Consider the following 25844-nt stretch of genomic DNA (forward strand, 5'->3'; position numbering starts at 1 on the left):
CAGCCGGCGGGTGACGCCGGTCAGGCAGGCTCCCGGCTAGGCGGCGACGCGGGCGCAGGGTCATCCGCGACGGACTCGCCATCGCGCGTCGCAATCAACGCCTTGGGCGTGAGCGGGATCAAGGCCAGGATCAGCGCGTACACGGCTGTGGTGGCGATGACGCAGTACACGAATCCGTGCGACGGCGCGCTGTTGTAGATCCACGACCCGAGCAGGTCGCCGGCACGCCCGGACAGCGCGAGCACGCCATCCACCAGCATCATCAGCGTGCCCTGCAGGCCGGGCGGACACGATCGCATCGCCAGATCCAGGTAGGCGGCGGTGGCAATGCCGCCCATCAGCCCGGTCGGCGCCGCCAGCACCAGCGCCAGATCGGCCGACTGGATGAACGCCAGCGGAATCATCTGCGGCACGGCGATGATCGTGCCCCACCACAGCAGCTTGCCCAGCGCGACCCGCTTGCACAGGTAGCCGTAGATCAGGAAGGTCGGCACGAAGGCGGCGGCGAAGATGCCGTTGTAGTACGAGTACACGCTGTCCGACGCATGCAGCTCGTTGGTCAGGTAGAACTGCAACGGCGTGGCCGAACCCGGGGCGAAGTTCCACAGGAAGCAGATCAGCACCGCCGGATAGACGGCCTTGTGCCGGACCAGCCGTTTGATGTTCCCCACGAAGTCGGTGGCGCGGGCCTGCCTTTGGTCATAGAGCTGCCCGAACACCGACGGCGGCTTCCACAGCGCCAACACCACGATCATCAGGTTGAAGATGGCCACGAGGTAGATGGCCTGCCTGGCGGCCAGGTGGTCGGACACGTAGCCCGAAGCGAAGGCGCCTGCCACCACCGGCACGGCGCTGATCACGTTCCACAGCGCGCTGAGCCGGCCGGACATCAGCTTTTCCTGGCCGACCAGGGCGATCAGCCCCTGGCAGGCCGCCGCCACGAAGCGGAATGCCAGCATGGCCATCAGCGTGCCCACCAGCAGGCCCGGATAAGAAAAGCCCGAATGGGCCATCCAGACGCAGGCCAGCGCCGTCAGCGGCGCAAAGACCAGGAAATAGCCGCGATCGCGCATGCCGAACGGGCTCCACTGGTCGCGTGCCAGCCCGAACACGAACGCCACATAGACGGGGATGCCCGTCACCAGCCGGAACGTGGAAATCTGCGTGGCCGTTGCGTGCAGCTCGTTCTTGAGCATGTACGACGTCTGGATGTCGACCAGGGCGCCGGCCGGCGTCGCCAGGTAGACGAACAACGTCAGCCATCCGAAATACACCAGCGTTCGGTCGCTGCCCGTGTCGTCCCCACGACCAGAATCGGCCCGCATCGTCGCACCTGCCTGAGGCTGCCCGGAGTAAGTGTAGGAAAAAATCGGGGCACCGGTCCGGCGATTCCCGATTCTCGTCAGCTGAAAAAGCTTGACCCTGAGGTGGACTTCAATCCTACAGTGATCTCTGGCCCGAACGATGCGCCGGACAATTCCCGGCACGGCGGGCCGCGCCCGGCCGCGGCGTACCAGCGCCGCCCGCCGGATTCCCGCATCGAGGCTTGATGGCTGCACCACTCAGGAGAAGCGAATCATGGGATACGTCACAACCAGCGACGGCGTCGATATCTTCTACAAGGACTGGGGACCACGCGACGCACAGGTGATCTTCTTTCATCACGGCTGGCCGCTGAGCGCCGATGACTGGGACGCCCAGATGCTGTTCTTCCTGGCGCAGGGCTACCGGGTCGTGGCCCATGACCGCCGCGGCCATGGCCGGTCCAGCCAGGTCTGGGACGGACACGACATGGACCACTACGCCGACGATGTGGCGGCCGTGGTGAAACACCTGGGCGTGCAGAAGGCCGTCCATATTGGCCACTCCACGGGCGGCGGCGAGGTCATCCACTACGTTGCCCGCCATGGCGAGGACCGCGTCGCCAAGGCCGTGCTCGTCAGCGCGGTGCCGCCGTTGATGGTCAAGACCGAAAGCAACCCGGGCGGCCTGCCCAAGGACGTCTTCGACGGTTTCCAGGCGCAGGTCGCGGCCAATCGCGCGCAGTTCTACCTCGACATTCCCACCGGACCGTTCTACGGCTACAACCGGCCCAACGCCAAGCCGTCCGAAGGGGTGATCCGCAACTGGTGGCGCCAGGGCATGATGGGCAGCGCGAAGGCCCACTACGATGGCATCGTGGCGTTTTCGCAGACCGATTTCACCGAGGACCTGAAGCGTGCCACGATCCCCGTCCTGGTCATGCACGGCGACGACGACCAGATCGTGCCCTATGCCGACTCGGCGCCGCTGTCGGCCAAGCTGCTGAAGAACGGCACGCTGAAGACCTATCCGGGATTTCCGCACGGCATGCCCACGACCAACGCCGACACGATCAATGCCGACCTGCTGGCGTTTGTGCGTAGCTAAGCACCTCTAACATCGATCCCTCCAGCAGGCCCGCCCCGATTTCCGGGGCGGGCCTTTTGCATGGCGCGGCCGGACCGGGCGCACAAAAAAGCCTTGACCTTAACGTTGACTTCAATCTTAGAGTCGAGCCTCGATCCAACGAGGTGACTTCATGAACGTGTTCGACAAGCTCGTCCTTCGCAACGGTTCCAGCATTCCGAACCGCATCGCCAAAGCCGCGATGGAAGAGAACATGGCTGATGCCGACCATGCGCCATCCGACGCGCTGATCCGCCTGTACCGGGCGTGGGCAAACGGCGGCGCCGGCCTGCTGCTGACCGGCAACGTGATGGTGGACGGCCGCGCCATGACGGGGCCGGGCGGCGTTGTGCTGGAAGACGCCACGCACCTCGACAGATTCCGGCGCTGGGCCAGCGCCGGGCGCGCCAACGGGGCGCAGTTCTGGCTGCAGATCAACCACCCCGGCCGCCAGATGCCCGCCAGCCTGCGGCAGCCCACCTGGGCGCCCTCCGCCGTGCCGATGGCGCTGGGCAACATGTCCAGGCACTTCAGCCCGCCGAAGGCGATGACCGAGGACGTCATCGAGGATGTGATCCGGCGCTTTGCCCGCACCGCGCAACTGGGCGAGCAGGCCGGCTTCACGGGTGTCCAGATTCACGCCGCGCACGGCTATCTGCTGAGCCAGTTCCTGTCGCCGCTGACCAACCTGCGCCACGACGCCTGGGGCGGCCCGCTGGAGCACCGCGCCCGCCTGCTGGTCGAGATCGTCAAGGCGGTACGGGCGGCGGTCTCGCCGGGGTTCGCCGTCGCGGTCAAGCTCAATTCCGCGGACTTCCAGCGCGGCGGCTTCAGCGTCGAGGACGCCCGCGAGGTCGTGAAGATGCTCGACAACCTGGGCGTCGACCTGGTGGAACTGTCGGGCGGCAGCTACGAGGCGCCAGCCATGCAGGGTCAGGCGCGCGACGGCCGCACGCTGGCCCGGGAAGCGTACTTTGTCGAGTTCGCGCGGGACATCCGCGCCGTGGCGACGATGCCCGTGATGGTCACGGGCGGCATCCGCCGCCAGCCGGTGGCCGAGCAGGTGGTCCGCAGCGGCGTGGACATGGTGGGCATCGGCACCGCCCTGGCCATCAACCCCAACCTGCCGCGCGACTGGCTGGCCGGCAAGGACAGCGCACCGGCGCTGCCGCCGATCACGTGGAACAACAAGGCGCTGGCGTCGCTGGCCAACATGGCGGCGGTCAAGTTCCAGCTGCGCAACCTGAGCCGGGGCAAGGCCACCCACCCCGGGGTATCGCCGTTGCGCGCGCTGATCCTGCAACAGGTGTCCGATGCCTGCCGCGTGCGCAAGTATCGGCGCTGGGCGGCGCAGCGCGTCAGGGCCTGAGTGCCCCGGGGACCCGCACGGGTTAGCCCAAAGTGCCATTGCGCCCCGTCCGCCCGCCCATAAAATGAAGTAGCGGGCGGGCCGCCGGGAACGCCGCCGCCCGCGCCAGCCGATGTCCGGCACCACGCGCAAAGGAAGCCATGACATGACCATGCGGCCGGGACCGTTCCGGATGCGCCTGGGTTCGCCACGATCGTGGGGCCTGGCGACGGTGTTATCCCTGCTGGCCCAGGTGGCGCTGGCCCAGCAGCTTTTCGGCACAGCCCAGGACGGCATGCTGGCGTTCGGCCGTGCCGTGCTGGCCGATGACCAGCCCGCGCTCACGCAAATGCTCGGCGATGACTTCCGGGCCATCGTCCCGCCCGTCGGCGACGCGGCCCGCGAGACATTCGTGCGCGCGTGGAACGTGTCCCACACCGTTCGAACGGCCGATGGCCATGCATTCATCGTCGTGGGCGACGACGGCTGGACCCTGCCCGTCCCGCTGGTGAAACGCCCGGCGGGCTGGCAATTCGACACCCGGGCCGGCCTGCAGGAAATGCGCGTGCGCCGGATTGGCCGCAACGAACTTGCCGCGATACAAACCCTGCTGGCCATCCGGGACGCGCAGGACGACTACGCCGAGACCACGCACGACGGCGAAAAGCTCCACCTCTACGCGAGCAAGCTGGCGAGTTCGCCGGGCAGGCACGACGGCCTGTACTGGCCGACCGGGCCCAACGAGCCGCCGAGCCCGCTTGGCGAGGCCTTCAGCCATGCCAGCCGGCCGAACCAGAGCGAGGACGGCTACAACGGATACCGCTTCAAGCTGCTCACGGCACAGGGCAAGCATGCCCAGTCCGGCGCGATGGACTACATGGTGGACGGCAAGCTCTTCGGGGGCTTTGCGGTGATCGCCTGGCCCGTGCGCTATGGCGACACCGGCGTGATGACGTTCATGGTGAATCACCTCGGCATCGTCTATGAACGCAATCTCGGCCCGCAGACCGACATGAAGGCATCCGCCACCCAGATCTTCGATCCAGCCCCGGGCTGGAGGCGGGTATCCCCATGAAGCGCATGGCCATCGCGACGGGCTGCGTCGCGCTGATGCTGGCGGGGTGCCAGACGCACCCGCCAACCACGGGCGCCCCGGACAGCGCCGCGCCATCGCAGGCGTCTGCGCAGGCCCAACTGGACCAGGCCCGCCTGGCCGCCGTGCAGAAACCGGCCGGTGCCGCGTACAAGCCCGAGGAGATCGAGGCGCTGGTGGCGCCCATCGCCCTGTATCCGGACAGCCTGCTGTCCCAGGTGCTGATGGCATCCACCTACCCGATGGAAATCGTCCTGGCCGCCCGCTGGCTGAAAGCCCATCCGGACCTGAAAGGCGACGCCGCCATCCAGGCCGCGCAAAACGAGCCGTGGGACGCCAGCGTCAAGTCGATGCTGGCCTTTCCGCAGGTGCTGGAGCCGATGAACGACAAGATCGACTGGACGCAGAATCTGGGCGATGCCTTTCTGGCGCAGCAGAAGGATGTCTTCGATGCCGTCCAGCGGCTGCGCGCCAAGGCCCGGCAGGCCGGCAACCTGCAATCGAACGCCCAGCAGACGGTCACCACCCAGACCACCGCGGCGGGCCAGAGCGTCGTGATCATCGAGCCCGCCAACCCGCAGACCATCTACGTGCCGGCGTACGACCCCGGCGTCGTGTACGGCCCGTGGGCCTATCCCGCCTACCCGTACTACTACTGGCCGCCCTACCCCGCCTACTATCCCGGCTACGGCTCGGGCATCGCGTTCGGCGTGGGGCTGATCACGGCAGCGGCGATCTTCGGCAACTGCGACTGGAACAACAACAACGTCCATGTCGAACATCACAAGGCCCGCAATATCGATCGCAACTTCGATGCCAGCAAGCTGAGCGGAGACCGCTGGCAGCATGACGCCCGCCATCGCCAGGGCGTAGCCTACCGCGATACCGCGTCGCGCGAGCGGTTCGGACGCAGTTCGCCCGGCGCGGAAGCCCGCAATGGGTTCCGGGGTCGCGACGGCACCGCGGGCCGTGACAGCGGGTTCAATGGGGTCGGCAATGGCCGTGGCGAGATGCAACGCGACATGAACCGCGGCAATTCGAGCCTGGGCTCGGGCTCGAATCGTGGAAATGCCGGCGGCTTCCGTGGCGGCGGCGGTGGCGGACGTGGATTCGGCGGCGGCCGGGGTGGCCGGCGCTAGGCGAGGCCCCTGCGGCCGCTGGCGTCATTGCCGGCGTCATTGCCGGCATCGCCGCGCCCCGTCCGCTCATATCGGCTCTGCAGGCAGCGACCGTCTCACTTCACCGGCTCGAAGTCGCCCGGCTTCCAGCTCTTGTCGAATGCCGCCGCCTCCGGGCCGTAGATGCGGATGTAGGCAAACCATCCCTTGCCCGGCGTGGTCTTGATCCAGCGGCCTTCCTTGCCGGCCGGCGCGGTCGGGCCCACATAGAGGTCCAGCGGGGCGTCGGTCGGCACATCCTTGAGTTCGAACAAGGAGCGCAGGGCTGCCTTGTCCTGGTCGGTCTGCACCTGCGAGCGGGTTTCGGCATCGTAGATGGTGACCGACCAGAACAGCTTGCCGGGCACCGGCTGGGGCAAGGTCACCTTGTATTGCTTGCCGCCATCGAGGAATGCCCCGCTGCCGTCGCGCACGGCCATCCAGTACAGCGAACCGGCGCCGGCGCTGCGCCGGAACATGGCGGGCGATGTGACGATGGCCTGGGCAAACCAGCGATCGCGCGATTCCAGATCCATGCCTGCCGGCGTCTCGAACTGCGCGCTGCCGGGCGTCAGGCCGACCCATTCCCACTTCCGGTCAGGCCAGTTCACCCGGTCGGGGCGGGCGCTGTCGAAGGCCGACACCAGCATCTGGTCGCGCCCGGCCCTGGCCGCGCGCTCCAGGATGTCCTTCATGCGCGCATCGGGTTGGAATGGTTTGCCTTTCTCGATACCCAGTTCGGCCAGCAAGCCGTACATGGGCAGGAATTGCGGCACGATCCGTTCCTCGTCGATGATCTTCTGCAACACCTGCCAGAACTGGAGATTGCCTTCCCAGCGCAGCGACGAGCTGTCCATGCGCTGCTCGGTCGTATCGACCAGCTTCAGCGGCACCGGACTGGCCGCCGACGACAGCGGGTAGATCCGGATCGCCCGCAGGGCATTGAGCGCACGGGGCAGGTCGCCGCCGACCGGCAGCGCGCGCACCGCGAACAGGTTCTTTACGGACGGCGACGTGCCAACGTGGTAACCCTTGGGGATCTTTCCCTTGTAGCCGGCCGGCACCACCAGGTGCTTGCCGCCCTTGCCGGCATCCGGCCCCGGAATGCCCACGTCCTGCACCCAACCCTGGTTGTGATCGTTTACCAGGCCGATATACGGGCCGGGCGGAAGCTCGATGACGACCGGCCCCTGACTCAGGTCGATCACGGCCGATGCATAGGGCGTGTCGGAATTCAGCGTGAAGCCGACCTGCCGCGGTCCGGCCGCCGCCATGCCCCACGACTCTCCATCCTTGATCCCGAGTTCGCGGTTGCCGTTGAAGATGCCTTCCACCGAGACCGTCGGATACCAGAACCGATACGCCGTCATGGCGCGCTGGAAATCCGCATCGTTGCGTGCGGCCTGTGTGGTCTGCGCAGTCGGATAGCCGCGCTCGAATACATACCCGGTGGCGCCTTGGGCAAAGCTGCTGGTCGATGCCGCCACCAGTAGCGTGAACAGCATCATCCTGGAACGTGTCATGCGGATTCTCCGTGGAAGTTGGCATGCCCCGCCATGTGGATCATGGCAGGCATGGCAATCGCCGGACGAGCATATCGCAAGGCGCGGCTGCCCCATGACGGGCCGATATTGAATGTTTTGATGGAGAGATTTAAGAGAAATGGACAGGTGCCAGGGCAATCATCGCCGGCCGGCGGCCAACGGGTCCGGCCGAAACGGCGGCGTTGCCAGTGCGGCGGCAAACACGTCGACCAGAGCCGGGTCATACAGACTGCCCGCCCCGGCGCAAATGGCCGCCATGGCCCGTTCGTGAGGCATGCCCGGCTTATAGACCCGCGCGCTCACCATCGCATCGTAGGAATCGGCGAGCGCCACGATGCGGGCCGAGAGCGGGATGTCCCGCCCGCGAAGGCCGGCGGGATACCCCGAACCGTCCCAACGCTCGTGATGGTAGTGCGCGACTTCCTCCACGGATTGCAGTTGCGCGGCCAGCGTGGCGCAATCGCGCCGCGTCGCCTCGGCGATATCGCTGCCCATCGTCGTGTGGCGCTTCATGGCACCGAATTCGGCCTGGCTCAATTTCCCGGGCTTATGCAGGACTTCCGGCGGCACCCCGATCTTCCCGATGTCGTGATGCCGGGCGCCCACCACGAACAAGCTGGCTTGTTCGGCGGTGATGACATACCCGTCCAGGTTCCACGTCCGCAATACCTTCAGCATGACGCGGACAACCTGGGAAGTCCTGTAGCCATGGCGCGCGATCTCCACGTCGTCCAGATGCAGGCGGGTGTCGCGATGGAAGGGACCGATCGGACGCCCAATCCGCCGCGCATAGGACAGCGCATGCCTGATCAGCATTTCATTTGCAGTCGTCATTGAGATCCCCCGGATCATTCAATATCCCTGCACCCGACACGCGTGATCGGGCCCCGGCGACGGCTACCACGCGTACTTCACACCGACCCTGAGGGCATACTGGTAGAAGCTCTGCGGCCCCCACGCGCCCGACACATTGCTCCATGCCGCCCAGCGTTTGCCCAGATCGGCATTCACGCCAAGCTTCACCTCGTAACGGTTGCTCGGATACATGCTGCCCAGCGGCAGGTCGTTGAACGATATGCTGCTCGATACGCTGGTGTGCCACCAGTTGAGCGTCAGATACGGCTGGATCTTGCGATCCTCCGGACGCACGAAGGTCCGGTGGAAGCGCGCACCGAGGCGCGTGATCCAGCCGTGGGCGTTGGCGCCCCGGACACTGGTGCCGTTCGGCTCGGTGACGTCCGAGTCGTTGTAGCCCACATAGATCAGTTGCCCCTGCGGCTCGATCACCCAGTCATTGCGAAGCGGCAGCACATAGCCGGTCTCGCCCGACGCGGCCCAGCCCTGGGCGTTGTAACGGACCGATGGCAGGTATTGCCCGTCGACATGGTTGGTGAACCAGCCGTACTGGAACCACGTGTCCACGTAGGCCCCGAGCTTGTGCTCGTCGTTCTGGTACCAGGTGCCATACCCGCCGACGCTCCACCCTTCGACCGTGCCCTTTGCGGAGAATGGGTTCCCTTGCGCCGACGCGTTGGTATTGGCGTAGCCGTAGGCGCCCATCAGACCCAGGTGACCACGATCCGCCCCGTCACTGAATACCTTCCACTGGGCAAGTTCGGCGCCGCCATGCAACAGGAAGGAATTGGTGCGCGCGGTGAAGATGCCGTTGGCGCTCTTGCTGCCCTGCCAGTTGCCCACCGCCCGCAGCCAGCCGGCGCGCGGCTTGTCCTGCTCGGGGTTGAAGCCCTGGCCCTCGACGTACTGCGGCTCTCCCTGTCGGTCGTGCAGGCTATGCACGAACATCTCGCCCACCAGCCGCTGGTTGGCGAGGTACGCGGCGATCTCCGGACGATAGAAGGGATGTGGCGCTGGCCCTGGCGCTGGCGCGCCCCCCTCCGACCGCAGATACCACGCATCGGCGTTGGATCCATCCACACTGCCACGAAACAGCCGATACTCGTAGGCGCCAGCGACGGCGCGGCCATCGAGCGCAAAGGCATCCGCGGCAGTGGTGCCGCCCTGGATGGCGTCCACGACCTGGATACCGTTGGCGACGGTCAGCGCCCCGGCGCCGCCGGCGTTTGCGACCCGCAGGCCGGTCGTGCCGGTGGCCGTGCCGCCATGGATCACCAGCTTGTCCGATGCGGAGCCATCCGCGCCCAGCACCGTGTTCAGGGCGATGACGCCACCCGTGCCGCTGTAGTGCTGTGCGGTCAGCGTCTTGAATCCTCCCGTTGCCGGCGGCGTGAACGCAATCAGGCTGGCATTGTTGGCAAGGTTCGTCAGCGTGGAGTTCGCCGTGACATGCCAGGTGCTGGCATTTGCCAGATTGAGTGTCGATGTGCTGGCGGCATCGGTGAGCGCGGCGCCAGTCAAGGTGGAAGCGTCCGCGTTGACGACGGCCACGCCGGGGCCGGCCGCACCGGCCGAGACAGTCAGCAGCGCCGTGGCGCCGGAGACCGTGGAGCGCGTCAGGTTGACGGTGGCGTCCGGTCCGATGACAGCGATGGCGGCCCCCTGATCGGACTTCAGCACGGTATCCGTCAGGTTGGCCGTTTCCACGGACAGCGGCGTGGTGGCCTTCGGCAGCAGCGATGGCGCGATCACCGACGCGGGCGCCAGCAGCAGCACGGATTCACCGCCATTGGCATCGGCCGCGCCGTCCCTTGCGCCGGTCAGGATCGTGCCAAGGCCGACCGATCCGGTGCCGCCAATCATTGTCAGTCCATTGGCCCCAGTCCCCGACGCATGAAGCGTGGCCCCCGTCGCGGTGAAGGTTCCCCCGCTACCGACACGCACGACGTCGGCATTGGCGCCCGAGGTGGCAAGCGAAGCATTGCCGCCTGAGGCGGCAGGCTGGACGATGGCGGTGGCGGCGGTATCCACCACGAGACCATAGGCGCCATCGCCGCTGGTGGTGATCGTCGTCCCATTGAGGGTCAGCAGGCCGCTCTGCTCCGCATAGGCCCCGTGGCCGTCCAGCCCTGTGGTGGTCACGCTGCCGCCATTCGCCTGCAACTGGCTGTTCACGCCGGTCGCAGCCAGGCCAATACCGTGCTGGTTCGATGTCGTGACCGGAACGGTGTCGAGCGATATCGCACCGCCGCCCCGGGCCACGGCCCCGTGCGCCCAGGCACCGCTGGTCGCAATGCTGCCACCCGTCGCGGTCACACGCGATGGGCTGTTGCCCGCCGCGTTGGTGCCGGAGGCCAGCAACCCGGCGGCGCTCGTGCCGTGCGTCTGAAACCGTGTGTCGTTCACCGTGATATTGCCGCCGATGGATGCCGACGCCCCGGTGCCGTTTGTACCGAACGTTTCCACGGTTGTGGCGCTTGCGTTGATCGACGACGACTCCGAGGCCCGCAGGCCGACACCGGTCGTGCCATAGGTCTTGATCGAGCTGGCAGTGAGCGTGCCGCTGGACCCTTCCTGCATGTTGAAGCCATAGGAACCGATGTTTCCGGCGGCGACCTCGCCCGAGGTGCTGAGTGTCACGTGATCGGCCTGCACGGTCCCGCCAAGCCGCGCGTTGATGGCGCCGCCGATCTGGCCTGTGGTCGTGATCGTCGTGCCCGAGACGATGCCGCTCGATCCTGCATCCTTGACGAAGACGCCGTAGGCGCCCGTGATGCCCGCAAACGCGCCCGATGTGGCGATACTGCCGCCATTGACCGTGACAGCCGCACCGCCGGACGCCACGACGCCGTAGGCACCGTTCTCGGTGCCCGATAGGAATGTGCTGCCCGCCGTCGTGATATCGACGTTGGTGACGGATGCCCTGCTGCCGGCGCCCGCCACGTAGACGCCAAACCCGCCCGGGCCGGTCGTCGAGACGGTCGAGTTCGATATCGATCCGCTGGCGCCGCCGTTCACCATCATGCCGAATGCCAGCGTCGACGCGCCGCTGGCCCCGCCCGTCGCGATGCGTGCATTGCTTACCGTGGCATTGGCGCCGGTACCGTACACCCAAAGGCCGTTCGCGCCGCTCCCGTCCGTCGTGATCGACACACCGTCTGCATTCAAGGTGCCGCCGGCTGCGCCAGCGGTCTGGACGAGGATGCCCGTGGCACTGGTGCCGGTTCCGCTGGTCGTGATCGATACCCCGCCCGTCCCAGGGCGGATAACACCGGTTCCGCCATACACATACAGGCCATAGCCGGTGGTATTGAGGACGATCGGGCCCGGCAACGTCCCGAAAGTCGGGTCCAGCGTAGCCGTCCGGCCGCTATTGACTCTGACACCGTTGCCCGTGACCGCTATCGTCGTCGACCCGGCGACCGTCCCGTCGGCGGTGCTGACAATGATTGGCGTGGTGATCGTCCCCGGGCCGTACGTGGCGGCCAGCGCGGATCTGACAACACCGGGCGCCATGCACATGGCGACGATGAGGAATGGGTATCGGGCGCAGGACCGGCATCTGACCATGCTTGCAAACCTTTCGCTGGAACGATTGCAGTGAATGGCGAGCCGGGCACGCATGCTGCGCCCGATACTGGCCGGCGGCATCACGCGCCTGAACGGGCATGCTTCCCCATGCAGGGAACCAGCACGGCTGGCCGGAATCGCGATGGGTTCAGAATACAATCCGCGTCCCGGCAACCTATATGAAATATTTCAAAAAACGTATTAAGAGGAACCTTTAACCGCTATTACCGTTTCTGACGTTTTCTGCATTGTCAGAATCGGCGCGCGCGGCGGGCGTGCGCCCAAGGACGGGATTCAGGCGGGATGGCGGGATGGCGCTGTCAGGCGGCCGTCACAGGGCGCACCCGGACGGGAATGGACTTGGCAGCGGGAACGTGGCTTTCCTCGGCATGGTGCCAAAGCGGCAGGAGTGGATTGCACTCGGGAAAATAGCCCGCCACGCATCCGGCCGGGATATCGAAAGGCACCACTTCGAAGCCGTCCACCCGCCGGGCCACGCCGTCCGTCGTCACGGCTTCCAGGCTGACACGCTGCCCCGCCGAGAGCCCAAGGCGCGCGATGTCGTCGTCGTTCATCAGTACCACCATTCGCGTGCCCTTGATCCCCCGGAACCGGTCATCGAGCGAATAGATCGTGGTATTGAACTGGTTGTCGCTGCGCAGCGTGAACAGCCGCAGCGTGTCTGCGCCGGTCTCGGGCGCGTCCGGATCTTCGATCAGGGACGCGGGCGTAAAGAACTCGGCCTTGCCGCTTTTTGTCTTCCATTGCCGCTGGGCCACGGGCATCGGCCGGTGAAAGCCGCCGGGCTCCCACATGCGTTCATTGAGCCCGCGGAAAATGTCGGGATAGGTCTGCTCGATGGCGTCACGCACCAGCGCGTAATCATTGGCCCAGGCGTTCCAGTCGACACGACCGCCCGCACCAAGCACCGACCGGGCGATGCCCGCGACGATCTGCTGCTCGGACAGCAGGTCCGGGCTGGCCGGTTCGGCCACCCCTCGGGAACCGTGGAAACACCCCGTGCTGTCTTCCATCGATACCGCCTGGGCGCCTTGCGCGCGCTGGTCGATCTCGATGCGGCTCAGACATGGCAGCACATAGGAAATCGCGCCATGAACGAGGTGGCTCCGGTTCAGCTTCGTGGTGATGCCCACCGTGAGCCGAAGCTTGCGCCAGGCGGGCTCGATCACGTAGCGGTCGGGCACCGAGCGCACCAGATTGCCGCCCAGCTGCACCACGGCCTGCACGCTGCCATCGATGATGCCCCGACACGCGCCAACGGTATCCAGCCCCTTTTCGCGCGGCGGCTCGAAGCCGAACTGCGCCGCAAGTTGGTCGAGCGGCGCCAGCTCAGGCTTCTCGGTAATGCCTACGGTGCGCTGGCCCTGCACGTTCGAGTGCCCCCGGATCGGCGATGCACCGGCCCCCGGCTTGCCCAGGTTCCCGCGCAGCATCAGCAGGTTGGCGACCATTCGCACGTTCTGTACGCCATGCCGATGCTGCGTCAGCCCCATCCCGAAATGCGCGATGACAGCCTTGGCATTGCCATACGCCGCTGCCGCCTCCGTCAGGGCTGCGCGGTTCAATCCGCTCACGCGCGTGATGTCTTCCCACGCCGTCGCTTGCACGCAGTCACTGAACGCGTCAAATCCCACGGTGTGCTGCGCAATGAAATCGCGGTCCAGCAGGCCGGTGCCGCCCTGCAGGATAGCGTCGGCATCGGCCTCCAGCAGTGCCTTGCAGATGCCCATGATGGCGGCCGCATCGCCGCCGGCCTTCACCTGGTGGTACTGCGTGCTGATCTGCGTGGCACCCGGCGTCAGCATCTCGGCCGGCGATTGCGGGTTGACGAAGCTCACCAGGCCCGGTTCGCGAATCGGATTGAAGGTGATGATCGGCACACCGCGCTTGCGTGCGTCCTGCAACGGGTGGAGCATGCGGGGGCTGTTCGTTCCCACGTTCTGCCCGAAGAAGAACATCAGGTCGGTTTTTTCGAAGTCATCCAGCGTGATGGTGCCCACGCCCACCCCGATGGACGCCGTCAGCCCGACCGACGTGCTTTCATGGCACATGTTCGAACTGTCCGGCATATTGTTGGTGCCATACATGCGCGCAAACAGCTGGTACATGTACGCCGTCTCCAGCGATGCCCGCCCGGAGGTATAGAACACCACGGACTTCGGGTCCATCGCGCGGAGTTCCCGCCCGATTTCATCGAAGGCCTGCGCCCACGTTACCTGGACGTATTTGTCGGTGCTGGCGTCCCAGCGCAGCGGCACGGCCACGCGGCCAGCATCCTCCAGATCGTGGTCATGCCATTGCTCCAGTTCCGCAACGGTGTGCCGCTGGAAAAAATCGGCGGCGATGCTGCGGGCCGTCAAATCCCAGGCCGTCGCTTTGGCACCGTTCTCGCAGAACTCGAAGGTGTGGGGGTCCCTCGGCTTCGCCCAGGAACAGCTGACGCACATGAAGCCGTCCGGTTTGTTCTGGTGCGCCAGCGCCTGGCTCGCACGGACCGGCACATGCTCGTGCACGAGAATCTTCGCCACGGCCTTGAGCGATCCCCACCCGCCGGCGGACCCGGTCGGATTGGCATCTGTCTTACCGTGTTTCATGGGGCACTCCTTCGCGTGCATCCCCATCGGCGAATTCGCCGATAAAGACGGCGCTGTGCCCCGACAGCAGCGCCTTCACGGCATCCAGTTGCGTGACCGGCACATCGGACACGATCAGGCGTGCCGCGTATCCATCCGGGTGCTCGGCGCCGTCGGCGCTCTGCACCCCTACGATTTCGACCATCAGGCTCCGAAGGTCGGCCAGAAGGCCTTCGCCACCCGCCTCCCTTTCATTCTCGGCAGCCAGCCGCAAGGCCACGTTGAGCCCCGGGTACGTCTCGACAAGCGCCTGAGACGCAGCCCCGGCCGTGGCGCTCTCGGCAAATCCGGCAACGATGGTTGGCATGGACATCTCCGTCAGTCGGCAAATGATCCCCCGGTAGCGCGCAAATTGCGTGCCCGGCGGATCTCCATTTGCATCCCGCGTGCCGGTGGGCCGCCGGACCCGCCGGGCACATTCGATGCGTGCGGCGACCGCATCCGGGGCCGGTCATGACGGCCGGCCCTGCCGACCCCCACCGCCTGGAGCCAAACATGAAAGCCCTTTGCTGGCATGGAAAACACGACATCCGCTGTGACACCGTCCCCGACCCGAGCATCGAGCATCCGCGCGACGCCATCATCAAGGTCAGCAGTTGCGCCATCTGCGGCTCGGACCTTCACCTGTTCGACGGCTTCGTGCCCGGCATGGAAAAGGGCGACATCATGGGCCACGAGTTCATGGGCGAGGTCGTCGAGGTCGGCGCGGAGAACCGGCGTTTGACAGTGGGAGACCGCGTGGTCGTTCCCTTCACCATTATTTGCGGCGAATGCGATCAGTGCCGCCGGGGCAATTTCTCGGTCTGCGAACGGACCAACCGCAACAAGGCCACTGCCGACAAGGTGTTCGGACACGCCACGGCCGGCCTGTTTGGCTACAGCCATCTGACGGGCGGCTACGCGGGCGGCCAGGCCGAATTCGTACGCGTGCCGTATGCCGACGTTGCGCCGGTCAAGATACCCCAGGGCATCAGCGACGAATCGGTGCTGTTTCTCGGCGATATCCTGCCCACCGGCTGGCAGGCGGCTGCCGCCTGCGACATCCAGCCAGACGACGTCGTTGCCGTATGGGGCGCGGGCCCCGTGGGCCAGTTCGCGATTCTGAGCGCAAAGATCATGGGCGCGCAACGGATTCTCGCCATCGACAACGTGGTGGAGCGTCTGGCCATGGCCCAGCAGCTGGGCGCCTCGCCGCTGAATTTCGATGCGGTCAATGTCGTGGAGGCGCTGAATGAACTGACCAACGGCAAGGGGCCGGACAAGTGCATCGACGCGGTCGGCCTGGAAGCGCACGCCACGGCGTCGCTCGATTCCGTCTACGACCGCATCAAGCAGGCGGTCATGCTGGAATCCGATCGGCCGCATGTGCTGCGCGAAATGATCTACGTGTGCCGGCCGGCGGGCATTCTTTCAATTCCTGGCGTTTATGGCGGCCTGGTCGACAAAATCCCCATGGGCGCCCTGATGAACAAGGGGCTCACGATCCGCACGGGACAGACCCATGTGAATCGCTGGACCGACGACCTGCTGCAGCGCATCCTCGACGGCCAGATCGACCCCTCGTTCATCATCACGCACCGCGTGGCACTGGAAAGCGGCCCCGACATGTACAAGACGTTCCGCGACAAGCAGGACGGGTGCGTCAAGGTCGTCATGACCATGTAGCGCGCCACCGCGGCGATGGAATGCGTCTTGCAACACCCGGCTGGGCGGCCCGCCACCCAGCCACCCCGGTTGCCACGCGACCGGGCAGGATGACGCGCGGTCAGCGCGGTCAGCCTGCTCGACCGCCCAACGTTTTCCTGGAGACCCGCCATGAAGCACGAAGAAACCAGCAGCCGCCACCCGGCGCGCAAGCCCACAAACGCCGAACGGCAGAAGCCATCGACGGATGCCGATGCCATTCCGAGGCGCAATCCCCAGACGAAGGGGCCCGGCGCGTCGCAAGGCGGCAAGCAGCCGACGCCCAACGAGATCATGAACGAGCAAGTGTCGCCGCGAGACGAGCAAGGCAATCGCGACCAGTCCGACAAGCCCCACGTGAGTGGCTGATCCGGTCCCCCGATCGCCTCATCCCGGCAGGCCCCGCGTTGGGCCTACGGCTTGGGCGCAGGGTCGATGGCGGCCTGCTCCATCAGGTAGAAGCCGTGGATGAGCAGGTCGTACATGACCGCTGGCGCCGAAATGCCGATCATCGAGGTGGTTTCGGTAAATTCCGCTTTTTCCGTCGATTGAATCTCGCCGAGCCACTTCAGGACATGGGTCGGCAGATTTTCCAGTTCGAGGCCCGAGCGCACCAGCAGCGCGCGGCGCGCCCCTCGATACAGCGTCACGTCCAGCACCACATCACTGAGAAACCGCGGGCGATCGGCAAACATTTCAGCGCCCTCCGGGAATACTGAGCGCGCGGAAACGCAGCGCCGCCAGGGAGCCGCGCAGCGCTGCCAGTTGGCGCTCGGCGTCCACATCCGGCAAGCCGGCCTGCTGGCTCGCCCGGATACGGCGCTCCTGCGCCGAAATCTGGCCTTCCAGTTCGCCGATGTAGCGGTGGATAAGCAAGGCGCTTTTGAAGTTTTTCATGATCTGTCCGGAACGATGGCAATTCGCTCTTTTCCTTTTGAAAATTACGCCATCGGCACGGCGCCTGCGCGTTAGGGAAGGCAAGCATTCCGGACAGTCGGACCGGGCCGGCAACAAAAAGCCCGCGCGAACGCGGGCGAAAGGAGAGGAGACGATAAGGACGGCACCGGGGCGCCGTCGGAGTCCATCTCGCATGGAATGTACCCGGCTCCAACCCCTATCGGTGCGGCGCCGACACAGGTCCGGCGTGCGGCATGCGCGGTGCGGGCGCGACGAACCTTGCAACTCGCGACGGGAGACGTTGTAGATTCGCGCGGCTCCCTGACGCGTCACCACTACGGTTCATGTCACGGACTTCATGGGGTTGGTCGTGCCGCCATACGGATCACGCCCCTTCGGAAATTCGTTCGAATCGCCCCGCTCGACGCCGCCGCCATAACTGCTTGCGGCAGAGCCGGTGGCGGGGCTGGAATGGCTGATGCCGCTGACATGCCCGTCCGCGCTTGCGCTGGCAGGCTGTTCCGCGATCCGTATACGGTTCAACACATCGCGCACGCCAGGCACTTGCGCAGCAAGTTCCTCGATCCACCGCTTCTGGCGCCGGTCCTGGACCGATCCGCTCAGTTCCACGACGCCGCAATCGACGCCGACCTCGACATCGCGCACATCGACGGACTCGCTGTATGCCAGCCGCCGGCAAAGATCCTCCCGAATGCTCTCGTCAGGGCGCGTATAGCCCTTGGGGGCTGCCCTCGTAGGCTGTAGGTACTCGTTCATGGCGACAATCTCCTTCCTGTGGCAGATTCCTTCGGCGCGGCTGGAATGGCACCGAAACCTCGGAGCGACGCAAGAACCGTGACTGGGGCAGCAACGTCGATGCAGCGTACCGTGCGGCTACCGAAGTGTCCTGAAATTCACCCATGGCTCGACCGCCCACCGGCCTTGCCTGCCGACCGCATCGGCTGCTATTCGCGCGGTTCCGGGACGCCCTGCATGGGCATGCTGCTGGCATTCGGTGCTGCACGCCTGCGTGGGCGCCGCAAGAATTGCGGCAGGAAGCGCCGCACGCTGTCGTCCGGAAACCGGACGTCGACCCATTCCTCCGATATGTCGACGACGACGCCATCCCCGAACCGGCGCGCCCGCACGGCGTCTCCCTTCGCGAATGGCAGCGCCGGCAACGCTGCCGGCGCACGCGCGGTGTGGCTGGCCGGATGCGACGCCACCTCGGCCAGGCGCTGGCAGCTATCGCAAATGCCGCAGCGTTCCGGCCCATCCGTCTCGCCGTAGTACGCCAGCAACGTCGCCCACCGGCAGCTTCCGCTCCGCGCGTAATCGAGCATGGCCTGAAGCGTTGCGTGGTCCTCCCGACTGCGCGCCGCGTAGCAATCGGCGATCTTGTCGACACCCGCTTCATCGCGATCGCGCAACGAAAACCGGCCGCGGCCGTCGCGCTGCACAATGCCAAATTCGCGCAGCATGCGCATGCCCACCTGCAGGCGCCGTATGCCGATATCGTCCAGTGCCGCACGCAGCGACAACATGTCCATTGGCGTCTCGCGGACCCTCGTCGCCATCCGGCGCAGATCCGCTGCGGACGGATATCGGCCCGCCAGGAAGAACTGGTGAATCCGCTTGTCCTGTTCATCGAATACCAGCGTGCAGCGCGCAAGATTGCCATCGCGCCCTGCCCTGCCGGATTCCTGATAGTAGGCATCGAGGCTGCCCGGCGACTGGGCGTGCACGATGAACCGCACGTCGGGCTTGTCGATGCCCATGCCGAACGCGTTGGTGGCCACCATCACATCCGCCTCGCCGGACATGAAGGCGTCCTGCGCATCGCGCCTTTGCGCCGCCGCGAGGCGCCCGTGATAGAGCGCCACGCGACTGCCGGTCTGCTGCAAGGCGCTATGCAACCGTTCGGCCACGGCGACCGTCGCCGTATAGACGATACCCGCGCCCGGTTGCGCGGACACGAGGCGCCTTACGGCGTCAAGCCGGGCCGCGTCCCCGGACACATGCTCCACCGCGTAGGCCAGGTTCGGCCGGAACAGCGGTGCGCGCACGACGCGGGGGTCCCGCATGCCGAGTTCCCGGACGATGTCGTCAATGACCGCTTCCGTGGCCGTGGCGGTCAACGCCAGCAGCGGGGGCCGGGACAACGCGGCGGCGGCGTCACGCAACCCCAGGTAGGCGGGCCGGAAGTCATAGCCCCACTGGGAAATGCAGTGCGCTTCGTCCACGACGAACAGGGCGATCCGATTGCGGCGCAGGGCATCCAGGACTTCGGCGTTCTCCAGTTGTTCGGGCGTCGTCAGCAGGATGCGCTCGTGGCGCTGGGCCAGATCGTCGAGTGCCGCATCGCCTACCGCGCTATTGAGCACGGCGGGCGCAAGATCGAGCGCACCCAGCTTCGTGGCCTGGTCCTGCATCAACGCAATCAGTGGCGACACCACCACGGTCAGGCCGTCGCGCATCAGCGCCGGAAGCTGAAAGCACAGTGACTTGCCGCTGCCGGTCGGCATGACGGCGATGGTGTCCCGCCCCTTCAGCACGCTGGCCAGCACCTCCGCCTGGCCAGGGCGCAAGTGCGTGACACCAAAACGGCGCCGGAGCACCCGCATCAAAGCGGGCGGGAGCGTCGGGGACATCTCTGGTCGGGGGCGGAACTTGCCGCCGCGCACGGCCCGGGCGATTCGGTAGCGATATCCATGAAGTCTCCGCACAACCTCCTGAAGCGGGGCGCGACGCGTGGGTACCATGCCGCAGGCATTGGCTTCGTTCAGACCGCTGTACGCGTCCGATCCCGCACCCCACGCAACTTGCGTTCCACGCACGACTGGCGCGTCCGGGATGTCGATGCCTGCCCATGCGTCATCGGGCAGTCCCTCAGCAAATCAAGAGTCGCCGCAGTCCGGCATCGGCTTCAGCGTCCGTCCGACATCGGCATGCCACGCAACCACGTATCCCTTGGTCGGGAACAGTCCCCGCCTTGCGTGCATGTCGTTCCGATCCTGGCACCGGGGGCAGACCGTACAGGGAGATACCCATGCAAGCGCACACGCCCGAGGACGTCCGTGATCCAGCCGCCAGCGATCCGAAAGGCCAGGAGGGCGACCCATGGTACAAACTGATGGGGCCGGGTCTCGTAACCGGGGCGGCCGATGACGATCCCAGCGGCATCGTCACCTATGCGCAAGCCGGCGCCCAGTTCGGTAACGGGTTGCTGTGGAGCCTGCTGTTTTCATTGCCGCTGATGATTGCGATCCAGCTGGTCTGTGCACGGCTGGGCCGGATCTCTGGCAGCGGCATCGTTGCGAACGTCCGCCGGCACAAGTCACAAAAGCTGGCCTACGCGTTCGTGGTGCTGCTGGTCCTGGCCAACACGTTGAACATCGGCGCCGATCTGGCTGCGATGGGCGACGCGCTGGCGCTTGTCGCAGGCGGACATCGCTGGATCTACACGCTGGCGTTTTCCGGTGTCTCCCTCCTGCTCCAGCTCTTTGTGCCTTATCGACGCTATGCCGGTTATCTGCGCTGGCTGAGCCTGTCGCTGCTGGTCTACGTTGTCGCCATGTTCCTGCTCAAGGTGAACTGGCGCGACGCCCTGGTTTCCCTCGTCCTGCCGCACGTCCACTTATCAAACGGCTATCTGCTGGTGCTGGTCGCGGTCTTCGGCACCACCATCAGCCCGTACCTCTTTGTCTGGCAGGCGGCATCGGAGGTCGAGGAACTCGAAGCGGACCGCACGGCCCATCCTTTACGCGAGGCGCCGGAGCAGGCCAGGCAGGAACTTCGCCGCATCAACATCGACACGATGACCGGCATGGTCGTGTCGGCGGTGATTGCGCTCTGCATCATGCTGACCGCCTCTTACGCCCTGCACGCGCACGGTGTGCTCGACATCGCGTCGTCGGTCGACGCCGCCAAGGCGCTGGAGCCCGTTGCCGGAAAGTGGGGCGTACTGCTGTTCGCACTCGGCATCATTGGCACGGGCCTGCTTGCCGTGCCGGTGCTGGCCGGGTCGGTCGGCTACGCGGCGGCCGAGGCAATGCGCTGGCGACGCAGCCTCGAAGAAAAGCCGCTGTCGGCCAGGCACTTCTATGCGGTCATCGCGGTCTCGATGATCGTCGGCGCAGCGCTCTGCTTCGCGCCGATCGAGCCGGCCAGGCTGCTGGTATGGAGCGCCGTCCTCAACGGAATCGCCGCCGCGCCCGCGATGGTCATGCTGCAATTGATGTCCCGCGACTCGCGGATCGTGGGGCCATTCGCGCCGTCGCCGTGGGTACATCGCCTGGCGTGGTGCGCCACGGGCGTGATGTGGCTGACGGTGCTCGTTCTCTGCGTGACAGCCGTTTCGGGTTGACAAAAAAGAAGCCCGCCACTGGAGATGGATCGGGCCCAAGCTTCACGACTGCATGGCGGCACATTAGCGTGCCGGCGTTGCGTTCCCTGTCGGTGACTGTCTGATTTTTTGCACCGCACCATCGGACGGCTCCGCCGTCTTACGCGACATGTCCGGGACTCGGGCCGACTGGCATTCTTTCAATTCGTGGCGTTTATGGCGGCGCAGCCGACAAATCCCAGGCGGCCCGTCACCGTATGGCGGCAACCATGCGCCCCCTGGCGTCACGTTGCAGAGCTGGAATACGTCTTGCAGGGGCCTTGCGGGACGGCCCTCGGTTTCGCCGTCTCACCATCAAACCACCCCACAGCACGAGACATCATGGACAAATCCAAACTACCCGTCGAACAGCGCGCCGCACTCTCCCTGCTGGTGGACGATCACCGCAGCGTCAAGAAACTCTTCAAGGCCTTTCAGGATGCCAAGGACGACGCCGAGAAGCAGTCGATCGCGGCCGAGACCTGCCAGCAATTGACCGTCCATGCGCAGATCGAGGAAGAGATCTTCTACCCTGCCCTGCGCGGCGCCAGCGACAAGATCGACGACATGCTCGACGAGGCCAAGGTCGAGCACGCTGTGGCGAAGGACCTGATCGCCAAGATCCAGGCGGGCAACAGCGAGATGCTGGAGGCGCACTACACCGTATTGTCGGAGTACGTGGGCCACCACGTCGAGGAAGAAGAGAATGAACTCTTCCAGGCCGTGATCCGCGCCAAGGTCGATCTCAAGGAAGTGGCGCAACAGCTCGAAGCGCGCAAGGCCGAACTCACCGGCCAACCGGCTTGATTCCCCACCCGTCGCCCGCGCTTCGGAGCGATCCGTACCGCAACAGGAGTCATCGATCATGACCAAGACTGCATCACCGTCCAACCGCTCGGAGCAGGACGCCCGGGCAGAAGACAAGTCGGGCAAAGCCGCGACGACACCGAGCAAGAAACCCGCTAGCGGCCACCATGCCGCAAGCCACGTGAAGGCGGGCAAGACGCACGGTGCGGGCGGCGGCGCCAAACAACGCCACGGTCCGAAGTAAATCCGGGGCCGAGGACACTGAAACGGAGGCTCTTATGCAAAGTCACTTCTGGCGTCCGCTGGTCGCCATTGCCAGCGTACTCGTCTGGTCGTCGGCGGCCGTGGCGCAAGGCTCCAGCCTGTCGCCGGCCTCGGGCACCACCGGCAATGTCACGCCGGACAACACGAAAGGCACCACGGCGGGCGTCTCGCCCGGCGCATCGCGACCGGCTCACAGCGACAGCAAATTCATCGAAGACGCCGCGCACTCGGGCCACGCCGAAATCGAGGCAAGCAAGCTCGCGCAGCAAAAAAGCCAGAACGCGGATGTCAAATCGTTCGCCGACAGGATGATCCAGGACCATGGCAAGGTGGGGGATGAACTGGATGCCTTGGCTGCCAAGAAAGGCGTCAAGACACCAAAGGAACCCTCCGCCGCGCAGAAGGGCGAGATCAAGGCCTTGAGCGCGCTCAGCGGTACCAAATTCGACAAGATGTACGCAAGCCGCATCGGCGTCGCCGCGCACGAAAGCGCAGTGAAGACATTCCGCGAGGCATCGAACACCGCGAAGGACGCCGACGTCAAGGCGTTTGCCGCCAAGCATCTGCCCGACCTCGAAGGCCATCTGCAGATGGCGCGCGATCTGAAGAAGAAGGTCGGCGACGACTGACCGCCATAGCACCGCAACGGCACACTCGCCCGGCGTAGCGCAAATGCCCCTGTCGCCCCTGTCACCGCGCAGCGGCGACAGGGGTGGCTTGCCAGCGATCGCGCCAGCTACACCAGGCCCGCAGCGGCAATCATCCCGGCCAAGGTGATCGCGATACCCGTCAGCATCCGGACGGGGTGCCGGCGCCAATGGAAAGCGGCGGAATGTGCGAGGGACATGATGGCTTCCTAGCGTGCCGGCGCGTCGTCGGCTGCGGCGTCTCCGACGCCATCCACATCGCCGTCCGCCTTGCCCAGATCCGCGCCGGTGACAGGATCACTATTGACATCCGACTGGCCTCGCATCGCGAATGCTTCCAGCGTCGATTGCTGGTCTGCCGGGAGGGCCACGCTGGCCGAGCCATCTCCGCCATCGACGGCGGGCGTAGGCGTCTCCACAAAGGAGAACGTGCTATCCGCGTTCCAGGGTCCGCGAACCACCTCGCCGCCTTGCGACATCTTGAAATACACGCTGGCAAACTTGGGATCGGCAGGCATCTTTCCCGGCGGGAAGCTTGGCGTAATCGAGTACAACGCCTTCTCGAACGACTTCTGGTGCGACACCTCCCGAGTCATCAGAAACCCCAGGGCTTCCTGCACGCTCGGGTCATCGGTGACATTGATCAGCCGCTCGTAGATCAGCTTCGCCCGCGCCTCGGCCGCGATGTTCGACCGCAGATCGGCGGTCGGCTCACCGATTGTGTCGATATACGCCGCGGTCCACGGCACGCCGGCCGAGTTCACCAGGGCGGGACCACCGCCATACAGGATCTGCGTCACGTGGCTGTCGTTGCCCGCACCTTGCAGAGAGCGATAGAGTTCCGCCTCCTGTTGCACGCCTTCCGCCAGTTCTCCCTTCGCGCCCCGGTTCAGCATGGCGATCAGCGAGCCGATGATCTCCAGATGGCTGAGTTCCTCTGTCGCGATGTCGAACAGCATGTCCTTGCGGCCGGGGTCTTCCTCCGCCAGCGCCTGGGTAAAGTACCGGCACGCAGCCGCCAGCTCGCCCTGCGGACCGCCAAATTGCTCCAGCAGCAGATTCGCCACGCCCGGATCGGGACGTGAAACGCGCACGGTGTACTGCAATCGCTTGTTGTGGATAAACATGACGAATCCTCCCGGTAGATCACCAATGATGGCAAACGCGCCTACCGCCGTTCGCAACGGTTGTGCCACCTTCACGACCGAGGCGCCCGGCAAGAAAAGGCCCGCGCGCACGCGGGCCAAAGGAGAGGAGACGATAGGAACGGCTCCGCCGGGAGCCGTCGTGAGGCGTTCCGCATGGAACGTACCTGCGCGACATCCGCCGGACCCCGCAACGGCGCGGGACGTAGCACCGCCTGCGCCATCCCGGACGGCGCGCGAATTGCAAGTCGCGTGTGGAGACGTTGTAGATCAGGGGATGACGCGCTCGCGCAGCCGCTTGGCGTCGAAAGGCGCGTTCACCTTCTTGTCGTTATCGAAATAGCAGTACACGTCGCGCCGGGTAGCCCGTCGCGGTGGCTGTGGGGCGATGCGGACCGCGTCGGCAGGCTCCCGGCCATGGGCCCAGGCGTAGATGCGGGCCGCCCAGCGGTCCAGCGATGCTTCCGGATAGGCGCCGCTGTAGAGCGCGTCGGCGCCGTGCAGGCGCATGTAGATGAAATCGCTGGTCACGTCTTCCGCGTAGGGCCAGTCAGCAATGGCGTGCGACACCACCAATGCCACCCGATGCTCGCGGAGCAGCGCGGGAAACTCCGCGGTGCAGAAGCTGTCGTGTCGCACCTCCACCGCGTGCCGAAGGCGGCTGTTTCCCTTGGTGCCATACCACGGCGACCTGACACGGGTATCGTGCTGGGCCGCCAGCGCCCGCGCTTCGCGCGAAGATTTTGGCAAGAGCGACAAGAATCTGTCGAACCGCTCGGCATCGAAGCGGAAGTTGGGCGGAAACTGCCAAAGGAAGGGTCCCAGCTTGCGACGCAGCGCAAGCACCCCGGACGCATAGAAGTTGGCCATCGCCGGCACGGCCTTCTCGTCGCGGAAACGCAGCAGGTGCGTCAAATATCGCGGACCCTTTACCGCGAACACAAAATCGTCGGGCACCGCATCGTGCCAGGCCTGCCAGCTCTCTATCGACTGTAGCGAATAGTGGGAGCCGTTGATTTCGATGGTGTCCACCTGGCGCGACGCATACTCCAGCTCACGGCGCTGGGGAAGCTTGGGCGGGTAGAACACGCCCCGCCACCCCGCATAGCGCCAACCCGATATGCCGATGCGGACTGTCATGGCGTGCGCGATTGACTCGAATTCGAACTACCCTGGAAAGCGATCATGTGAGCGGTCGTGTCCACCTGGATCTCTCGTCCGTTCGCAATCTTCATTCCCGGATCATGTCCCCGACGGCGCATGCCGCCAAGGCCGTATTGGACAGTACCGCAACGGCCACGCGCCAGCAACGGGATGGTCCGTGCGTGGCATGCTTCCTGCTACCCTTTTGGATCGCTGCTGGACATCG

The 25844-nt window shown here is 65.7% G+C and carries 23 protein-coding genes; 11 read left to right on the forward strand and 12 right to left on the reverse strand.

Features of this window, described 5'->3' with window-relative positions; all coding sequences use genetic code 11:
* Positions 1-20 precede the first annotated feature (20 nt).
* Positions 21-1325 carry an MFS transporter gene (locus tag AC24R4_RS26800; protein ID WP_487523897.1) on the reverse strand — a complete coding sequence of 435 codons (1305 nt, stop codon included), beginning with the start codon at positions 1323-1325 and terminating at the stop codon, positions 21-23.
* 253 nt (positions 1326-1578) lie between these two features.
* On the opposite strand from AC24R4_RS26800, the gene AC24R4_RS26805 reads away from it, so the two are divergent.
* The 4 genes from AC24R4_RS26805 to AC24R4_RS26820 all read left to right on the forward strand — a co-directional run bounded on the left by AC24R4_RS26805 (position 1579) and on the right by AC24R4_RS26820 (position 6007).
* Positions 1579-2409 (forward strand): alpha/beta fold hydrolase, encoded by an 831-nt coding sequence (locus tag AC24R4_RS26805; RefSeq protein WP_153948297.1) that lies wholly within the window; start codon positions 1579-1581, stop codon positions 2407-2409.
* Between the two features lie 151 nt (positions 2410-2560).
* Positions 2561-3796 carry an NADH:flavin oxidoreductase/NADH oxidase family protein gene (locus tag AC24R4_RS26810; RefSeq protein ID WP_487523898.1) on the forward strand — a complete coding sequence of 412 codons (1236 nt, stop codon included), beginning with the start codon at positions 2561-2563 and terminating at the stop codon, positions 3794-3796.
* Between the two features lie 145 nt (positions 3797-3941).
* Positions 3942-4850, forward strand: a complete 909-nt coding sequence (locus AC24R4_RS26815; protein ID WP_487523899.1) for a DUF2950 domain-containing protein — start codon at positions 3942-3944, stop codon at positions 4848-4850.
* A gap of 5 nt (positions 4851-4855) precedes the next feature.
* Entirely contained in the window at positions 4856-6007 is a 1152-nt protein-coding gene (locus AC24R4_RS26820) for a DUF3300 domain-containing protein (RefSeq protein ID WP_487523991.1), read from the forward strand.
* A 95-nt stretch (positions 6008-6102) separates the two neighbouring features.
* Here AC24R4_RS26820 and AC24R4_RS26825 read toward each other — a convergent pair whose 3' ends face one another.
* The 3 genes from AC24R4_RS26825 to AC24R4_RS26835 all read right to left on the reverse strand — a co-directional run bounded on the left by AC24R4_RS26825 (position 6103) and on the right by AC24R4_RS26835 (position 11757).
* Positions 6103-7548: a DUF1254 domain-containing protein gene (locus AC24R4_RS26825; RefSeq protein ID WP_487523900.1), complete on the reverse strand. Its 1446-nt coding sequence runs from the start codon at positions 7546-7548 to the stop codon at positions 6103-6105.
* A 159-nt stretch (positions 7549-7707) separates the two neighbouring features.
* A complete protein-coding gene (locus AC24R4_RS26830; RefSeq protein WP_487523901.1) occupies positions 7708-8403 on the reverse strand; it encodes an HD-GYP domain-containing protein in 696 nt (231 codons plus the stop codon).
* A gap of 63 nt (positions 8404-8466) precedes the next feature.
* Positions 8467-11757, reverse strand: a complete 3291-nt coding sequence (locus tag AC24R4_RS26835) for an autotransporter outer membrane beta-barrel domain-containing protein (protein WP_487523902.1) — start codon at positions 11755-11757, stop codon at positions 8467-8469.
* Between the two features lie 61 nt (positions 11758-11818).
* Here AC24R4_RS26835 and AC24R4_RS26840 point away from each other — a divergent pair, with 61 nt between their 5' ends.
* Entirely contained in the window at positions 11819-12028 is a 210-nt protein-coding gene (locus AC24R4_RS26840) for a hypothetical protein (protein WP_487523903.1), read from the forward strand.
* A gap of 286 nt (positions 12029-12314) precedes the next feature.
* On the opposite strand, the gene AC24R4_RS26845 is transcribed toward AC24R4_RS26840, so the two are convergent.
* On the reverse strand, positions 12315-14609 hold the full coding sequence (locus AC24R4_RS26845; RefSeq protein ID WP_487523904.1) for an FdhF/YdeP family oxidoreductase: 2295 nt from the start codon (positions 14607-14609) through the stop codon (positions 12315-12317).
* Entirely contained in the window at positions 14596-14955 is a 360-nt protein-coding gene (locus AC24R4_RS26850) for a hypothetical protein (RefSeq protein ID WP_487523905.1), read from the reverse strand. Before AC24R4_RS26850 ends, AC24R4_RS26845 begins: the two co-directional genes overlap by 14 nt.
* Positions 14956-15143: 188 nt before the next feature.
* Here AC24R4_RS26850 and AC24R4_RS26855 point away from each other — a divergent pair, with 188 nt between their 5' ends.
* Together AC24R4_RS26855 and AC24R4_RS26860 are read left to right on the forward strand one after the other, a co-directional pair.
* A complete protein-coding gene (locus AC24R4_RS26855) occupies positions 15144-16313 on the forward strand; it encodes a zinc-dependent alcohol dehydrogenase (RefSeq protein WP_487523906.1) in 1170 nt (389 codons plus the stop codon).
* 150 nt (positions 16314-16463) lie between these two features.
* Entirely contained in the window at positions 16464-16700 is a 237-nt protein-coding gene (locus tag AC24R4_RS26860; RefSeq protein WP_487523907.1) for a hypothetical protein, read from the forward strand.
* A gap of 44 nt (positions 16701-16744) precedes the next feature.
* On the opposite strand, the gene AC24R4_RS26865 is transcribed toward AC24R4_RS26860, so the two are convergent.
* The 4 genes from AC24R4_RS26865 to AC24R4_RS26880 form a co-directional block, all read right to left on the reverse strand.
* Positions 16745-17026 (reverse strand): hypothetical protein, encoded by a 282-nt coding sequence (locus AC24R4_RS26865; RefSeq protein ID WP_487523908.1) that lies wholly within the window; start codon positions 17024-17026, stop codon positions 16745-16747.
* A 1-nt stretch (position 17027) separates the two neighbouring features.
* Positions 17028-17228, reverse strand: a complete 201-nt coding sequence (locus AC24R4_RS26870) for a hypothetical protein (RefSeq protein WP_487523909.1) — start codon at positions 17226-17228, stop codon at positions 17028-17030.
* A 342-nt stretch (positions 17229-17570) separates the two neighbouring features.
* Positions 17571-18005 carry a BON domain-containing protein gene (locus AC24R4_RS26875; RefSeq protein ID WP_487523910.1) on the reverse strand — a complete coding sequence of 145 codons (435 nt, stop codon included), beginning with the start codon at positions 18003-18005 and terminating at the stop codon, positions 17571-17573.
* A gap of 188 nt (positions 18006-18193) precedes the next feature.
* Entirely contained in the window at positions 18194-19879 is a 1686-nt protein-coding gene (locus AC24R4_RS26880) for a RecQ family ATP-dependent DNA helicase (protein ID WP_487523911.1), read from the reverse strand.
* Positions 19880-20277: 398 nt separating this feature from the next.
* Between AC24R4_RS26880 and AC24R4_RS26885 the strand changes: the two genes are divergently transcribed.
* From AC24R4_RS26885 to AC24R4_RS26900, 4 genes are all read left to right on the forward strand, one after another.
* A complete protein-coding gene (locus AC24R4_RS26885) occupies positions 20278-21594 on the forward strand; it encodes an Nramp family divalent metal transporter (protein ID WP_487523912.1) in 1317 nt (438 codons plus the stop codon).
* A gap of 360 nt (positions 21595-21954) precedes the next feature.
* Entirely contained in the window at positions 21955-22419 is a 465-nt protein-coding gene (locus AC24R4_RS26890) for a hemerythrin domain-containing protein (RefSeq protein ID WP_487523913.1), read from the forward strand.
* A 58-nt stretch (positions 22420-22477) separates the two neighbouring features.
* Positions 22478-22663, forward strand: coding sequence for a hypothetical protein (locus AC24R4_RS26895; RefSeq protein ID WP_153948283.1), 186 nt, complete (start codon positions 22478-22480; stop codon positions 22661-22663).
* Positions 22664-22763: 100 nt separating this feature from the next.
* Positions 22764-23312: a DUF4142 domain-containing protein gene (locus tag AC24R4_RS26900; protein ID WP_487523914.1), complete on the forward strand. Its 549-nt coding sequence runs from the start codon at positions 22764-22766 to the stop codon at positions 23310-23312.
* 227 nt (positions 23313-23539) lie between these two features.
* Here AC24R4_RS26900 and AC24R4_RS26905 read toward each other — a convergent pair whose 3' ends face one another.
* Positions 23540-24457 carry a manganese catalase family protein gene (locus tag AC24R4_RS26905; protein ID WP_487523915.1) on the reverse strand — a complete coding sequence of 306 codons (918 nt, stop codon included), beginning with the start codon at positions 24455-24457 and terminating at the stop codon, positions 23540-23542.
* Between the two features lie 288 nt (positions 24458-24745).
* The gene (locus AC24R4_RS26910) at positions 24746-25615 is read right to left on the reverse strand and encodes a DUF72 domain-containing protein (RefSeq protein ID WP_487523916.1); all 870 of its coding nucleotides are present in this window, start codon (positions 25613-25615) and stop codon (positions 24746-24748) included.
* Positions 25616-25844: the final 229 nt, after the last annotated feature.

This window comes from Cupriavidus sp. CER-90 (assembly GCF_057652055.1).

What these genes read in the sequence shown, in the direction of transcription:
- AC24R4_RS26800 (WP_487523897.1), bottom strand. Translation starts at nt 1,325, where the DNA reads ATGCGGGCCGATTCTGGTCGTGGGGACGACACGGGCAGCGACCGAACG.
- AC24R4_RS26805 (WP_153948297.1), top strand. Translation starts at nt 1,579, where the DNA reads ATGGGATACGTCACAACCAGCGACGGCGTCGATATCTTCTACAAGGAC.
- AC24R4_RS26810 (WP_487523898.1), top strand. Translation starts at nt 2,561, where the DNA reads ATGAACGTGTTCGACAAGCTCGTCCTTCGCAACGGTTCCAGCATTCCG.
- AC24R4_RS26815 (WP_487523899.1), top strand. Translation starts at nt 3,942, where the DNA reads ATGACCATGCGGCCGGGACCGTTCCGGATGCGCCTGGGTTCGCCACGA.
- AC24R4_RS26820 (WP_487523991.1), top strand. Translation starts at nt 4,856, where the DNA reads ATGGCCATCGCGACGGGCTGCGTCGCGCTGATGCTGGCGGGGTGCCAG.
- AC24R4_RS26825 (WP_487523900.1), bottom strand. Translation starts at nt 7,548, where the DNA reads ATGACACGTTCCAGGATGATGCTGTTCACGCTACTGGTGGCGGCATCG.
- AC24R4_RS26830 (WP_487523901.1), bottom strand. Translation starts at nt 8,403, where the DNA reads ATGACGACTGCAAATGAAATGCTGATCAGGCATGCGCTGTCCTATGCG.
- AC24R4_RS26845 (WP_487523904.1), bottom strand. Translation starts at nt 14,609, where the DNA reads ATGAAACACGGTAAGACAGATGCCAATCCGACCGGGTCCGCCGGCGGG.
- AC24R4_RS26850 (WP_487523905.1), bottom strand. Translation starts at nt 14,955, where the DNA reads ATGCCAACCATCGTTGCCGGATTTGCCGAGAGCGCCACGGCCGGGGCT.
- AC24R4_RS26855 (WP_487523906.1), top strand. Translation starts at nt 15,144, where the DNA reads ATGAAAGCCCTTTGCTGGCATGGAAAACACGACATCCGCTGTGACACC.
- AC24R4_RS26860 (WP_487523907.1), top strand. Translation starts at nt 16,464, where the DNA reads ATGAAGCACGAAGAAACCAGCAGCCGCCACCCGGCGCGCAAGCCCACA.
- AC24R4_RS26865 (WP_487523908.1), bottom strand. Translation starts at nt 17,026, where the DNA reads ATGTTTGCCGATCGCCCGCGGTTTCTCAGTGATGTGGTGCTGGACGTG.
- AC24R4_RS26870 (WP_487523909.1), bottom strand. Translation starts at nt 17,228, where the DNA reads ATGAAAAACTTCAAAAGCGCCTTGCTTATCCACCGCTACATCGGCGAA.
- AC24R4_RS26875 (WP_487523910.1), bottom strand. Translation starts at nt 18,005, where the DNA reads ATGAACGAGTACCTACAGCCTACGAGGGCAGCCCCCAAGGGCTATACG.
- AC24R4_RS26880 (WP_487523911.1), bottom strand. Translation starts at nt 19,879, where the DNA reads ATGTCCCCGACGCTCCCGCCCGCTTTGATGCGGGTGCTCCGGCGCCGT.
- AC24R4_RS26885 (WP_487523912.1), top strand. Translation starts at nt 20,278, where the DNA reads ATGCAAGCGCACACGCCCGAGGACGTCCGTGATCCAGCCGCCAGCGAT.
- AC24R4_RS26890 (WP_487523913.1), top strand. Translation starts at nt 21,955, where the DNA reads ATGGACAAATCCAAACTACCCGTCGAACAGCGCGCCGCACTCTCCCTG.
- AC24R4_RS26895 (WP_153948283.1), top strand. Translation starts at nt 22,478, where the DNA reads ATGACCAAGACTGCATCACCGTCCAACCGCTCGGAGCAGGACGCCCGG.
- AC24R4_RS26905 (WP_487523915.1), bottom strand. Translation starts at nt 24,457, where the DNA reads ATGTTTATCCACAACAAGCGATTGCAGTACACCGTGCGCGTTTCACGT.
- AC24R4_RS26910 (WP_487523916.1), bottom strand. Translation starts at nt 25,615, where the DNA reads ATGACAGTCCGCATCGGCATATCGGGTTGGCGCTATGCGGGGTGGCGG.